The organism is Nitrobacter sp. JJSN (genome assembly GCF_051912485.1).
In the GTDB taxonomy this organism is placed as follows: Bacteria; Pseudomonadota; Alphaproteobacteria; order Rhizobiales; family Xanthobacteraceae; genus Nitrobacter.
Genome location: NZ_CP196822.1, coordinates 2,908,854 through 2,921,513, shown reverse-complemented (window position 1 = coordinate 2,921,513; position 12,660 = coordinate 2,908,854). Strand labels below are relative to the sequence as shown.

General features: G+C 60.8%; 11 protein-coding genes and 2 pseudogenes. 6 read left to right on the top strand and 7 right to left on the bottom strand.

Annotated features, from left to right (window positions below; translation table 11 throughout):
• Positions 1-6 precede the first annotated feature (6 nt).
• Positions 7-900, bottom strand: a pseudogene (locus ACSZOQ_RS14315) (IS3 family transposase); the annotation flags it as partial.
• A gap of 87 nt (positions 901-987) precedes the next feature.
• Here ACSZOQ_RS14315 and ACSZOQ_RS14310 point away from each other — a divergent pair.
• Entirely contained in the window at positions 988-2,013 is a 1,026-nt protein-coding gene (locus ACSZOQ_RS14310) for an IS110 family transposase (RefSeq protein ID WP_439922717.1), read from the top strand.
• Between the two features lie 255 nt (positions 2,014-2,268).
• Here ACSZOQ_RS14310 and ACSZOQ_RS14305 read toward each other — a convergent pair.
• The 4 genes and pseudogenes from ACSZOQ_RS14305 to ACSZOQ_RS14290 form a co-directional block, all read right to left on the bottom strand.
• Positions 2,269-2,550 (bottom strand): annotated as a pseudogene (locus ACSZOQ_RS14305) (transposase); the annotation flags it as partial.
• 278 nt (positions 2,551-2,828) lie between these two features.
• The gene (locus ACSZOQ_RS14300) at positions 2,829-3,146 is read right to left on the bottom strand and encodes a hypothetical protein (RefSeq protein WP_439923143.1); all 318 of its coding nucleotides are present in this window, start codon (positions 3,144-3,146) and stop codon (positions 2,829-2,831) included.
• Between the two features lie 95 nt (positions 3,147-3,241).
• Positions 3,242-3,427: a hypothetical protein gene (locus ACSZOQ_RS14295; protein WP_439923142.1), complete on the bottom strand. Its 186-nt coding sequence runs from the start codon at positions 3,425-3,427 to the stop codon at positions 3,242-3,244.
• A gap of 34 nt (positions 3,428-3,461) precedes the next feature.
• A complete protein-coding gene (locus ACSZOQ_RS14290; RefSeq protein WP_439923141.1) occupies positions 3,462-3,704 on the bottom strand; it encodes a hypothetical protein in 243 nt (80 codons plus the stop codon).
• Positions 3,705-4,026: 322 nt separating this feature from the next.
• Between ACSZOQ_RS14290 and ACSZOQ_RS14285 the strand changes: the two genes are divergently transcribed.
• The 4 genes from ACSZOQ_RS14285 (at position 4,027) to ACSZOQ_RS14270 (ending at position 9,704) form a co-directional block, all read left to right on the top strand.
• Entirely contained in the window at positions 4,027-5,751 is a 1,725-nt protein-coding gene (locus tag ACSZOQ_RS14285) for a cation:proton antiporter (RefSeq protein WP_439923140.1), read from the top strand.
• A gap of 374 nt (positions 5,752-6,125) precedes the next feature.
• Positions 6,126-7,202: a 3,4-dihydroxy-2-butanone-4-phosphate synthase gene (ribB, locus tag ACSZOQ_RS14280; protein ID WP_439923139.1), complete on the top strand. Its 1,077-nt coding sequence runs from the start codon at positions 6,126-6,128 to the stop codon at positions 7,200-7,202.
• 205 nt (positions 7,203-7,407) lie between these two features.
• Complete coding sequence (locus tag ACSZOQ_RS14275; RefSeq protein WP_439923138.1) at positions 7,408-8,622, top strand: acyl-CoA dehydrogenase; 1,215 nt, start codon at positions 7,408-7,410, stop codon at positions 8,620-8,622.
• Between the two features lie 143 nt (positions 8,623-8,765).
• On the top strand, positions 8,766-9,704 hold the full coding sequence (locus ACSZOQ_RS14270; RefSeq protein ID WP_439923137.1) for an MBL fold metallo-hydrolase: 939 nt from the start codon (positions 8,766-8,768) through the stop codon (positions 9,702-9,704).
• Between the two features lie 97 nt (positions 9,705-9,801).
• Here ACSZOQ_RS14270 and ACSZOQ_RS14265 read toward each other — a convergent pair whose 3' ends face one another.
• Together ACSZOQ_RS14265 and ACSZOQ_RS14260 are read right to left on the bottom strand one after the other, a co-directional pair.
• A complete protein-coding gene (locus ACSZOQ_RS14265; protein WP_439923136.1) occupies positions 9,802-10,656 on the bottom strand; it encodes a DUF1499 domain-containing protein in 855 nt (284 codons plus the stop codon).
• Positions 10,657-10,695: 39 nt separating this feature from the next.
• Positions 10,696-11,634, bottom strand: a complete 939-nt coding sequence (locus tag ACSZOQ_RS14260; RefSeq protein WP_439923135.1) for a LysR family transcriptional regulator — start codon at positions 11,632-11,634, stop codon at positions 10,696-10,698.
• A gap of 117 nt (positions 11,635-11,751) precedes the next feature.
• Here ACSZOQ_RS14260 and ACSZOQ_RS14255 point away from each other — a divergent pair, with 117 nt between their 5' ends.
• Entirely contained in the window at positions 11,752-12,618 is an 867-nt protein-coding gene (locus ACSZOQ_RS14255; RefSeq protein WP_439923134.1) for a pirin family protein, read from the top strand.
• Positions 12,619-12,660: the final 42 nt, after the last annotated feature.

The following is a 12,660-nucleotide window of genomic DNA, read 5'->3' as shown; positions in this document are numbered from 1 at the left end:
TCAGTCTTAATGCATGATGGGCTTTTCGGCCATTGCTTGCGCTGCCGGCGGAAGCGATCCGGCTGGCTTTGAAGGCCAGGCGATGGCCTCTGGCGCCGGCGGTTTATATCCGAGCGATGAGTGTGGTCGCTCGGTGTTGTAGTAGCGTCGCCATGCCTCGATGATGACCTTGGCCTCGGCGAGGCTGTAGAAGATCTCGCTGTTGAGCAGTTCGTCGCGAAGCTTTGAGTTGAAGCTCTCGCAGTAGCCGTTCTCCCAAGGGCTTCCGGGCTCGATGAACGCGGTCTTCGCGCCGACAGCTGCAATCCAATCCCGCACTGCCTTAGCGATGAACTCCGGCCCGTTATCAGAGCGAACGTGGCCGGGCACGCCGCGTAGGATGAACAGGTCCGACAAGACGTCGATGACGTTGGTCGAGTTGAGCTTGCGATCAATCCGGATCGCCAGACATTCTCGGGTGAACTCGTCGATGATGTTGAGCATGCGGAACTTCCTGCCATTGTGGGTCCGGCCCTCGACGAAGTCATAGGACCAAACATGGTTAGAATGCTCGGGCCGAAGCCGGACGCACGATCCGTCGTTCAGCCAGAGCCGGCCTTTCTTCGGTTGCTTTTGGGGAACCTTCAGCCCCTCCCGCCGCCAGATACGCTCGACACGCTTGGCATTCACCGTCCAACCCTCGGACCGCAGCATCGCCGTGATCCTGCGATATCCATAGCGGCCGTAGCGTGAGGCCAGACGGATGATGTCGGTCGTCAATGCCTCTTCATCCGGTCGGCTTTGCGGCTTCTTGCGCTGGGTCGAGCGATGCTGGCCGAGAACCTTGCAGGCAAAGCGCTCCGAGACGGAGAACTTCACCATGACGTGGTCGACGCAGCGGCGACGGCGGGAGGGGCTCAGATGGGGTATTCGGGGGTTTCCCTCGCCAAGGCGTCCGTTGCGAGGCGAGATTGAAGCTCCAGATATTCAACATCGAAGGAGCCCGTCATGTCACTGTTTGCTGGCCTCGATATCTCCGTGAAGACGACCGCTATTTGCGTCCTGGACGCGAACGGGCGAGTCCTTCTCGAGACGATGGTTGATAGTGCACCAGAGGCAATAGCCGGTCGCTTGCACGAGTTCGGTCAGCCTTTCGAGCGGATCGGATTGGAAGCAGGACCATTATCCCAGTGGATCTATGCCGGTCTCGTCGACGTTGGCCTTGCGGCGATCTGTGTCGAGACCCGGCATATGCATGCAGCGCTCTCGGCACGCATCAACAAAACCGACCGGAACGACGCCCGCGGGATCGCCCAGATGATGCGGGTCGGGCTGTTCAAGGCAGTCCACGTCAAAACTCCCGCCAGCCAACATCGAAGACTTCTGCTGACCTCTCGCAAATTACTGCAGCGGAAGATTTATGACATCGAGAATGACCTGCGGGGCTCGCTGCGTAATTTCGGACTCAAGGTGGGTGTGGTTGGCAAAATCAAATTTGAGGACCGTATCCGTGAGCTCGTTGCAGATCATTCGTTCGTTGCTGCCATCGCCGCTTCGTTGTTAGAGGCACGAGCAGCTCTACGAGCTCAGTTTGCTAAACTTCACCGCATGCTGCTTGATCTGGTGCAGGTCGATCCGGTCTGTCGCCGCCTGATGTCCGCGCCAGGGGTCGGACCGATCGTCGCTCTCACGTTCCGAACGTGCGTCGACAATCCCGCGCGATTCTCAAGATCCAAGTGCGTGGGTGCTCACTACGGACTTACGCCGCGCATTTATCAGTCCGGCGAGATCTCCAGGACGGGTCGCATCTCCCGATCTGGGGATGTGATGCTTCGATCCAGCCTTTATGAAGCAGCTCTCGTCGTATTAACTGGCCCAGGTCGCTGGAACCCGCTCAAGGCCTGGGGCATTGCAGTGGCGCGCCGGCGCGGAATGCAAAAGGCGATGGTCGCAGTTGCACGCAAGCTCGCGGTCATACTTCACCGGATGTGGAGGGATGATACCGACTTCCGCTGGAGCGCAGCTACAACCTAATCACAGAGGAAAACGACAACCGATTCAACTTCCTCCATGCTGGAGGAGGCGTCCCGCGAGGACGACGGGATTGGGTGAGACCGAGGAAACTCGTGCGGCGCACTTACGACCGCGCGGCTTAGATGGCTCCGCCCGTTCCCTCTGATCCCATCATGAGGCTGCAAAATGCTGACCTCGGAGAGAAGCAAGAGCCTCGCAGGATGATCTCTGACATCGTGGACGTGCAAAAAGGAGCTTGCATCATGCGCCCCGAATAGAGAAGAAGTTTCCCTTTGCGGCCTCCGCCAAGATCAGCTTGTCCAGCGTCAGATCCGACACCGCTCGACGGAGCCGGGTGTTCTCGGTCTCCAGCTCCTTCAGCCGCTTCACCTGGTCGCCCTTCAAGCCACCAAACTCCTTGCGCCACCGGTAATACGTGAACTGCGTCACGCCGATCGAACGAACCGCTTCGCCAACCGATCTGCCTTGTGAAAGCAAAACATCGACCTGGCGCAGCTTAGCGACGATCTCTTCCGGCTTGTGCTTCTTCTGGGGCATTCCAATGTCCTCTCTACGGCTAATAGCCTAACTCAGGGAGGACCACTTTTCAGGGGGCAGACCATTTCCGGGGCGCGGGCACGGTGAGATATCCGGGCGAGATATAACACCGACTAATCCGCTACCCCAATCCGGCCAAGGCTCTGGAAAAACTCAGGATTCCGCTTGCGATGTGGACCTGGTAGCGCGTCCCTCTCTCGCTACCACCTTTAACCTGACAACGGATCGTCCGGAAACACCGGAACACCGATCACCACCGCAAGCCTCCCGCCACTTCTTTATTTGTCTTCCGTCAGCCCCAATCGCTTGGCGATCTCTTCGAAGCTTCCGGGGCGGTTCATCATCTTGAGCAAGTCAGCTTCCTTGTCGGGGGCAGCGTATAGTTCTCGCATCGCCTCTCGACGTTCAGGCTCAACGTCCATCGAATTCCAGACTTTATCGGCGGACGGATCATTGACGCGAACCCATTCTTCGCCGTTATGAATGCGATAGACCATCCGGTTGACGGCTTGGATATAGACCTCGCGAAATACGCCCGGAATTGGCTCGCCTATCAGCTTTGCCAGTTTCTCGCCCCTGTCATAGTCGAGCGGCAATCCCTGATCCTTTGCAAGGCGGGGGAAGTCATGCAAGATCGGTTCGGACCTTTCCGAAGACTTCGTGAAGCGGTGTTTGAGCCAGTCAGCGATCGTCACTTCGTCGGACTCCCGGTTTTCGCTGGAATTATGACCTGTCGGACGCCGTATGTGGAGTCCGCGACGGCCCGTACTTCGAGAGATTTGGCCGACCGGATGACCTCGGGACGAAGCCCGGCAAACGGCAGGTATTCCTTGATCGCTGTCCGGTACGGCGTCTGTTTGCCGGGAAGCACCTGCATCAGCTTGATCCTGTTTCAGGAGTTTCCGGTGGCCTCAATTCGCGGGAGGCCTTTGGTCACGCTGCACCATATCAAGAATGGTTTGCAGCATTTGCCCGGCCTGCTGATTTGCCAAATCTCCCTTGGAATGGGCTGCTATTCCTTGTGTCAGCATGTCTGAGGCTTTTTCAGTCGAGATAACGCCGCTCTCGATGAGCGCCCAAAACGCGAACTGAGCCAGCGTAAACGCTGCGATTGCAGAACTTTGAGTTTCAAGCTCAAAATTGTTCTCTGTCATTAAAAACTCCTGTGCCGCGGCTACTTCTTGACCAACTTGACGTCGGCTTTCGTCTCACCGGCAGCGGCCTGTCCACCACGATCTCGCATCATCGCCGCACTCGGGCAAGAGGGACGATCATATCATCGAGCGGGATGCCGTCGGGATCGTTGTTGCCGCCGACGAATCGGTAGGCTGAAAGCCGGTCGGCTCGTTTTCGCTGTGCTGGTCCGATTGACGGACGAACCCGGTATCGCGCAGGCCTGTAACACATTGCCCATTTTACCGGTAACCGCGTATCTTAGCTTGGACATCCGGAAATTCTGCCGACCGGCTGAGGGGCATGCACGAACTTATTGGCGATATCACGCTTTCCATCCTGTTCGCCTGGGGCCTCGGGCTGGCCGCTCATTTTTCCCGGCAACCGCTGATTCTGGCCTATCTGCTGGCCGGGCTCTTCATCGGCCCGTTCGGGATGGGATGGGTCAAATCGCAGGAATCGATCCAGACGATCTCCGAACTCGGCCTGATCTTCATGCTTTTCATGATCGGCCTGGAAATCGACCTGAAGAAGATCGTGCGCGCCGGGCCGGTGATCCTGATCGCCGCCGGCGGCCAGCTCCTCGGCGGCTGCATCCTCGGCGTGCTGTTCTTTATGGCAATCGGGCTTGGCATGGGCCAGGGCGGTTTCGATGCGCTCTATCTCTGCGTCGCCTGCGCGCTGTCGAGCACGGTCATCATCGTCAAGGTTCTTTACGAGAAGCGCGAGCTCGATACCCTGCCGGGCCGCATCACGCTCGGCGTGCTGGTGCTGCAGGATGTCTTCGCGATCCTGTTCCTGGCGATACAGCCCAGCCTCGACAATCTTCAGATTTCCATCATCCTGCTCTCGATCGCGCGGGTCGGCGCGCTGGTGGCGACGGCGCTGATCCTTAGCCGCTATGTGCTGCCTTATCTGTTTCACCAGATCGCGCGTCGCCCGGAACTGGTGCTGCTCGGCGCGCTGGCATGGTGTTTTCTGATCGGCGAGACCGCCGAGCGGTTGCATCTGTCACGCGAAATGGGCTCGCTGGTGGCCGGTGTGTCGCTCTCGACCTTCCCTTACGCGCTCGATGTCACCGCCAAGGTGACGACGCTGCGTGATTTCTTCATCACGCTGTTTTTCGTCGCGCTCGGCATGACCATTCCGATCCCGAACGGCTCGGTGATCGCCCTCGCGCTGATGATCGCGGCCTTCACCGTGGTGAGTCGCGTTGTCACGACTTTCGTGCCGCTGTATCTGATGAAGCAGGGATTGCGCGCCAGCCTGCTGCCGGCGATCAATCTGGCACAAATTAGCGAGTTTTCGCTGGTCGTGATCCAGACCGGCCTGGTTGCGGGGCATATCAACACGCAGACCGCGAGCGCCGCGTCGTTCGCGTTCGTGGTGCTGGCGGTGCTGAGCACGTTCGCGATCGGGCGCAGCGATCCGCTCTCGCGCCGGGGCATCGGGTTCCTGAAACGACTCGGCCTCCGCGACCTCGACCGCACCGAAGCCGGCGAGGGCGGACATGGAGGCCATGGCGAACCGCGACGTATCGTCATCCTTGGATTCTTCCGCGCCGCCAGCGCGCTGTTGAGCGAGATCGAACGCCGGGATGAGTCGATGCTGGACCAGATCGGAGTGGTCGACTTCAACCCGTTGGTGTTCAGCACCCTTTCCGCCCGCGGCTTGCACGTCACTTATGGTGACATCAGCAACGTGGATACGCTGCTGCATGCCGGGGTCGGCAGCGCCGAGATCATCATTCTGAGCGTGCCGGATTCCCTGCTCAAGGGCGCCAACAACGTAAAGCTCGTCCGCCACGTCCGCTCTCTCAACCCGACCGCAAAAATTATCTCGACGGCGGACTTGCTGTCGGATGTCGAGGATCAATATGCCGCCGGCGCGGACTACGTGACGGTGACGCGGCTGACCGACGCGCACGAGCTGTTTGCGGCGATCGAGGCCGCCGACAACGGACTCTTGGCCGACAAACGCGCCGAGTCTGATGCGCTTCTGAGCGAGCGCCGGGAGGTGTTGCCATAAGCCGATCCCGCTGCCAATTCGCTGTGTGGATCATATATTTGGCGCGTGATCGTAGGGCCCGCGTTCCGGCTCGGTTGGTTGCGCTGCCGCCCGCCCGCGCAGAATACGCGCAAGTTATTGATCAAGAGCATTTTCTTCACGCTAACCGGATTCCAGTTGGCCGAAAAATGCTCTAGTGGAGTGGATTTGACATTCGCTACCCGGTTTGCAGCAAGCGCGAGAAGCGAATGTCAAATCTGAAACTCCACTAGAAACCTATATTTGCTAGTGGTCCTTTGATTCTAACATTTGCAAGAACGTCTCCTGCAACGGGATGCAAATGTTAGAATCGGACTACTAGGTCATACGGTCCTTCAAACGGGAAAGCGCGTGTCATGCCCCATCCAATTCCGGAAGTCCTCCAGGCTTTCGCCAACGGCGAAATCATCGTCGTCACTGATGATGACGACCGCGAGGGCGAGGGCGATCTGATTGTCGCAGGCTCGCTCTGCACCGCGGAGAAGATGGCGTTCATCATACGGCATACGTCCGGCATCGTTTGCGCACCGATCACGACGGAGGACGCGCTCCGGCTGCGGCTCGATCCGATGGTCGCGCATAACGAGTCCAATCATACCACGGCCTTCACCGTCTCGATCGATTACAAGCCCGGTGGTGGCACCGGCATTTCGGCCGAAGAGCGGGCCTCCTGTTGCCGGGCGCTCGCCAATCCTAACGTCGGGGCCAGCGATTTTGCCCGGCCCGGTCACATCTTCCCGCTGATCGCGCGCAACGGCGGCGTCCTGCTGCGCGCGGGCCATACCGAGGCGGCCGTCGATCTCTGCAAGCTGGCTGGCCTGCCGCTCGTTGGTGTCATCAGCGAGTTGATGAACGACGACGGCACGGTGATGAAAGGCGAGCAGGTGGCGCGGTTCGTTGCCGCGCACGGGATCAAGCATGTGACCATCGCCGATATCATCGCGCATCGTCAGGCGCGAGAGAAGCTGATTGAGCGGGTCTCGGAATTCACGGTCGACAGCCCGATCGGGCCGCTGCAGGGCTACGCCTACCGTTCGCCGTTCGATTCCATTGCCCACGTCGCGTTCGTCTATAACGGCACCGGCGATGGCAAGAATGTCCTGACCCGTTTCCACAAGCCCAATATCGTGCGCGATATCTTCGCCGGGCCGCGGCGCATGGAGGTCGTGCTCGAGCACTTCAGGAAGGCCGGCAGTGGTGTGCTTGTTTATCTGCGAGACGGTGCTGCGGGGGTGCCGGTAGCGCCGTTCCCCGAAGACAAGTCGGCGGAAGCCGATCGCAACAGGCAGTGGCGCGAGGTTGGCGTCGGCGCGCAGATCCTGCGCGATCTCGGCGTGACGTCGATCCGGCATCTGACGTCATCGGCATACGAGTACAAGGGGCTCTCCGGTTTCGGCATCGAGATCGTTTCGAACGAGTATCTTGAAAGCTGACGGTTGTTGTCATTCCGGGTGTGAAAGCAGATGCGTGGTACCATGCGCAAAACGAATCCGGGGTCGCTTGAGGCTTGGACGGGAACAGTTGCCGCCGGACCGGAGACCGAGCGCGCACATTCCGCAATGACAATGGTTCTGTCGCCGAATTATCTATATACTAGTCGTCGATCCGGTTTTGGCGTGACCATGTGAAAGGATTGTCATGAGTGTTCGTCCGCAGAGCAAGGACAAACCCGTGCCGGTCAGTTTCCAGTGGGACGATCCGTTCATGCTGGACGACCAGTTGACCGAAGACGAACGCATGATCCGCGATACCGCGCGCGCCTATGCGCAGGACAAGCTGCAGCCGCGCATCGTCAAGGCCTATCTGGAAGAGAAGACTGACCGCGAGATCTTCAATGAGATGGGCGAGCTAGGCTTGAACGGCATCACCCTGCCGGAAGAGTACGGCTGCGCCAATGCCAGCTACGTCGCCTATGGTCTCGTCGCGCGGGAGATCGAGCGTGTGGACTCGGGCTACCGCTCGATGAATTCGGTACAGTCATCGTTGGTGATGTATCCGATCTATGCCTACGGCGATGAGAACCAGCGCAAGAAATACCTGCCCAGGCTCGCGACGGGCGAATGGGTCGGCTGTTTCGGCCTGACCGAGCCGGATGCAGGTTCCGATCCCGGCGACATGAAAACCCGCGCCGAGAAGGTGTCGGACGGCTACCGGCTGACCGGCTCGAAGACGTGGATTTCCAACGCGCCGATCGCGGATCTGTTCGTCGTGTGGGCCAGGTCGTCGGCGCATGATAACCAGATCCGCGGCTTCGTGCTCGAAAAGGGCATGAAGGGCCTGTCCGCCCCCAAGATCGGCGGCAAGCTCAGCTTGCGTGCGTCGGTCACCGGCGAGATCGTAATGGATGGCGTGGTGGTGCCGGAAGAGAACCTGCTGCCGAACGTGTCCGGACTGAAAGGTCCGTTCGGTTGCCTGAACCGCGCGCGCTACGGCATCTCATGGGGTGTGATGGGCGCGGCAGAAGACTGTATGCATCGTGCGCGGAAATACGTGCTCGAGCGAAAGCAGTTCGGTCGCCCGCTAGCGGCGACGCAATTGGTGCAGAAGAAACTCGCCGACATGCAGACCGATATCGCGCTCGGGCTCCAGGGCAGCCTGCGTGTCGGCCGGCTGATGGACGAGGGCAAGATGGCGCCGGAGATGCTCTCCATCGTCAAACGCAACAATTGCGGCAAGGCGCTCGATATCGCGCGGATGGCGCGCGACATGCACGGCGGCAACGGCATCCAGATCGAATATCATGTGATGCGCCACGCCGCCAACCTTGAGACCGTCAACACCTACGAAGGCACCCACGACGTCCATGCGCTGATCCTCGGCCGCGCCATCACCGGCATCCAGGCGTTTTCCTAGAGCCGTGTTGCAGTCCTCCAATTCGTCATGCCCGGGTAGAAGCGCGAAGCGCGTCTTCGCGCAGGTGACCCGGGCATCCATCTTTGGAGATGGATGGATTGCCGGATCAAGTCCGGCAATGACGGGCTGGATCAGGTAAGCTCATGTCCGACAACGACGATATCCCGTTCAACCGTAACTTTCTGCTGAAGCCGAGTGTCACCGAGGAGGTCGTGCCCGGCGTCAGGCGCGTGTTGTGTGACAATCCGAGCCCCTTCACCTTCACGGGCACGGTGAGCTACATCGTCGGCCGCGGCAAGGTCGCGATCATCGATCCGGGACCCGACAGCGAAGCCCATGCGAAGGCGCTGCTCGATGCGGTGAGAGGCGAGACCGTGACGCACATCTTCGTTACCCACACCCACAAGGATCATTCATCGAATACCGCGCGCATCAAAGCCGCCACTGGCGCGCCTGTTTATGCCGAGGGGCCGCATCGCGCCTCGCGGCCCTATTACGACAGCGAGACGATGTCGACGGAGTCGGGAGCCGATCGCGATTTCAGGCCGGACATCGAAGTCCGCGATGGCGACATGATCGAGGGCGAAGGCTGGCGGCTCGAGTCGGTTGCAACTCCGGGGCATACGGCAAACCATATGGCGTTTGCCTGGCCGGAGCGTGGGGTCAACTTCGTCGGCGATCACGTCATGGGGTGGTCGACGACGATTGTGTCGCCGCCCGACGGCTCGATGGTCGACTACATGAATTCGCTCCACAAGCTCGCCCAGCGCGCGGAGCAGCTCTATTTCTCCGGCCACGGTCCGCAGATACCTGACGCGACGAGGTTCGTGCGCTTTCTCATCCGGCATCGGCAGGCGCGCGAGGCTTCGATTCTGCATCGGCTCGCAAAAGGCGAGGCCGACATCCAAACCCTGGTCCGCGCCATCTATATCGGCCTCGATCCGCGGCTGTCCGCCGCCGCCGGCTATTCGGTGCTGGCGCATCTGGAAGATCTGGTGGCGCGCGGCCTCGTGCTCACGGATGGCGATCCCGTCATCGGCGGCCGCTACCGGCTAGATCACGATGATTTTGGATCGAATTGATCCAAAACCACGATCGTGACGGTTCCAATATTTGAGAGCGGGATACGAGCAGAAAATCGTTACAGACTTTTCCTCATCCCGCTCGAGCGTGAGCCCCCTATCGCTTGACCGCGCCTTTGGCGGAAGGCTTGACCGGCGCCCGCTGGGTCTTCACCGGCTTCTCGACGTTGTTTTCGGCGGCGGCGTTGATGTCATCGATCAGGCTGCTGACACGCGCGGCGTTGCTGCCGAAGTCGTGTTCGAAATAACGTGATGACGAGCGAATATCGACGCGCGACCCGTCGCCGTCTGGCGCGATGCGGATCGCGATATCCTCCCGGAAACCCATGACCGGCGTTTTCGCCACGGCTTCGATATGGCCGGGCTGCCGCGGCGGCTGCGGCGCTCGGTCCTCGATGATGAGCCATTTGTGCCGGACGACGAGCCGCCGCACAATGTCGAACGCATGTTGGGCCGAGACATCCAGATCGATCGGCTCGATCTCGGGATAGGCGGTGCGCTGCTGCTCCGCCGAATAAAGACCAGCATAGACTGCGGTATTGGCGCCGTCAGTGCCACGCAATCGCGCCAGTTCACCGTATTGCGGCGGGTTGATCGGATCGGTGGTAATATCGTGGATCAGCGGCAGCTTGCGATACTGGATAGCGAGATAAGCGGGATAGGCGAGGATCAGCACGTTCAGCAGCAGTGCCGTCAGGATACGGCCTATGCCGCGCGAGCCGTCCCGCCAGAGTGCCACGAGGCCCGCGAATGCCACCAGGATGGACAGTCCGGCACAGGCGAGTGCGCCTAAGAGGGTCGCCAGCGCGGGCTTCATCTCGAGGAAGCCGAACCGGACCACCAAGACAGATACCAGCGTCGCGACCGCCGAGAAAACCGCGAGCCGCCGCGCCCAGGTCGCCAGCGCGGAGAACGGTTCGGATTGATAAGCAGCGCGGAATCTGCGGGCCATCGAGGTGTCCGGTTGCGGCGGGACGGTTGCGCGGATTACCTACCTTATTTGCTTTTTTGGCGAAACGCCGCTGTTCGTTTCCGTCAAAGCGGCGAACTCCGCCGCCAGAAAATCCAGCAGCATTCGCACCGAGGGTAGCAACCCGCGCCGCGACGAGAACACGGCGTGGACGATGCCCGCGCGCGGTCGCCATTGCGGCAACACGTCGACCAGCGCGCCCGAGTCGAGATCGGCCTTCACCACCATGGTCGGAAACTGGCCGACGCCGATGCCACGCAGGGCCGCGAAGCGCAGCGCCACCATGTCCTCGGTAATGAGCCGCGGCGCATAGGGGATCAGCGCGGTGGCCTCATTGGGACCGTCGAGGCACCACTCATGGCGCTGATGCGGCGGCCCCCAGCCGATACTGGGAAGCGTGGCGAGATCGGCTGGAACCGGCGGGCGGATCAGCCCCTTCAGCAGCGCCGGGCTCGCCACCAGCCGCTGCGTGCTTTCGGCCAGCACCCGCATCACCAGATCGTTGTCCTCAAGCGGTGGAAAACGCACGCGCAGTGCGATGTCGACGCCCTCGGCGATCACGTCGACCCGTCTTGGCGTGCTCTCCAGATGCACCTCGACGTCCGGGCACTCGGCCATGAAGCGGGCGACCATCTCGCCGACCTGGAAGTAAAGCAGGGGTGGTGGGCAACTCACCCGCACGATCCCTTGCGGCTTGGTGCGGGAACGCTCGATCAGTTCTTGCGCCGCATCGGCTTCCACCAGCATGGCGACGCAGTGGCGGTAATAGTCATGTCCGATCTCGGTGACGCTGAAGCGGCGGGTGGAGCGCTGGATCAGCCGCACCCCGAGTCGGTCCTCCAAGAGTGCGATGCGGCGGCTGAGGCGCGAACGCGGCATCCCCAGTGCCCGGGCGGCGGCGGCGAACCCACCGTGGTCGACCACCTGAACGAAGAAATAGAGATCGTTGAGATCCTGCATCATTGTCTCAATTATAGGACAGTGAGGCATGATATTGCCACCTACTGGGATATTTGTCTCGTCCATATCCTCCATTGCAACAGGTGGCCGATCCAGGCCACACCATGGAGGTTCATTATGCGAAAGGTTCTCGGTGTTTTCAGCGGGCCTCGCCAGCATTGGGTGGGTGACGGCTTTCCGGTCCGCTCGTTGTTCTCGCACGCCAGCCACGGCGACCATGTCAGCCCGTTCCTGCTGTTGGACTACGCCGGCCCGGCGGACTTCACCCCGGCGGAGCAGCCGCGCGGCGTCGGCGTCCATCCGCATCGTGGCTTCGAGACTGTCACCATCGTCTATCAGGGTGAGGTCGAGCACCGCGATTCCACCGGCAACGGTGGTCTGATCGGGCCGGGCGACGTGCAGTGGATGACGGCCGCCTCGGGCATTCTGCACGAGGAATTCCACTCGCGCGCTTTCACCAGGAAAGGCGGAACGCTGGAAATGGTGCAGCTATGGGTCAATCTGCCCGCCAAGGCGAAGAACGTCGATCCCGGCTATCAGACCCTGCTCAACGCGGACATACCGGTGGTTGATCTGCCGGACGGCGCCGGCAAGCTGCGGGTGATTGCGGGTGAGTTCGACGGCCGCAAAGGGCCGGCGAAGACCTTCACGCCGATCGACATCTACGACGTGAAGCTCAACCGCAACGGCGCTGCGGCGCTCAACCCGCGTGACGGCTACACCGTCGCGGTGGTGGTACTCAAGGGTACTGTGCTGGTGAACGGCGGCGAGATCGCGCGCGAAGCGCAGTTCGCGCTGCTCGACCGCAGCGGCGGCGAGGTGACCCTCGAGGCTAATGGTGAAGCTTCGGTGTTGATCCTTTCCGGCGCGCCGATCGACGAGCGGGTGGTGATGCACGGGCCGTTCGTTATGAATACGGCGGACGAAATCCGGCAGGCCATGGCCGACTTCCAGAGCGGTCGGTTCGGCGCGATCCCCGCCTGAAGCGGCAGAGCTTGCAAAGCAAGGAAAATGCCCGGGCCATTG

Bases quoted from the DNA above. Each gene is read 5' to 3' on its own strand.
- ACSZOQ_RS14265 (WP_439923136.1), bottom strand. From the start codon at position 10,656: ATGGCCCGCAGATTCCGCGCTGCTTATCAATCCGAACCGTTCTCCGCG.
- ribB (WP_439923139.1), top strand. From the start codon at position 6,126: ATGCCCCATCCAATTCCGGAAGTCCTCCAGGCTTTCGCCAACGGCGAA.
- ACSZOQ_RS14290 (WP_439923141.1), bottom strand. From the start codon at position 3,704: ATGACAGAGAACAATTTTGAGCTTGAAACTCAAAGTTCTGCAATCGCA.
- ACSZOQ_RS14255 (WP_439923134.1), top strand. From the start codon at position 11,752: ATGCGAAAGGTTCTCGGTGTTTTCAGCGGGCCTCGCCAGCATTGGGTG.
- ACSZOQ_RS14260 (WP_439923135.1), bottom strand. From the start codon at position 11,634: ATGCAGGATCTCAACGATCTCTATTTCTTCGTTCAGGTGGTCGACCAC.
- ACSZOQ_RS14275 (WP_439923138.1), top strand. From the start codon at position 7,408: ATGAGTGTTCGTCCGCAGAGCAAGGACAAACCCGTGCCGGTCAGTTTC.
- ACSZOQ_RS14270 (WP_439923137.1), top strand. From the start codon at position 8,766: ATGTCCGACAACGACGATATCCCGTTCAACCGTAACTTTCTGCTGAAG.
- ACSZOQ_RS14310 (WP_439922717.1), top strand. From the start codon at position 988: ATGTCACTGTTTGCTGGCCTCGATATCTCCGTGAAGACGACCGCTATT.
- ACSZOQ_RS14295 (WP_439923142.1), bottom strand. From the start codon at position 3,427: ATGCAGGTGCTTCCCGGCAAACAGACGCCGTACCGGACAGCGATCAAG.
- ACSZOQ_RS14285 (WP_439923140.1), top strand. From the start codon at position 4,027: ATGCACGAACTTATTGGCGATATCACGCTTTCCATCCTGTTCGCCTGG.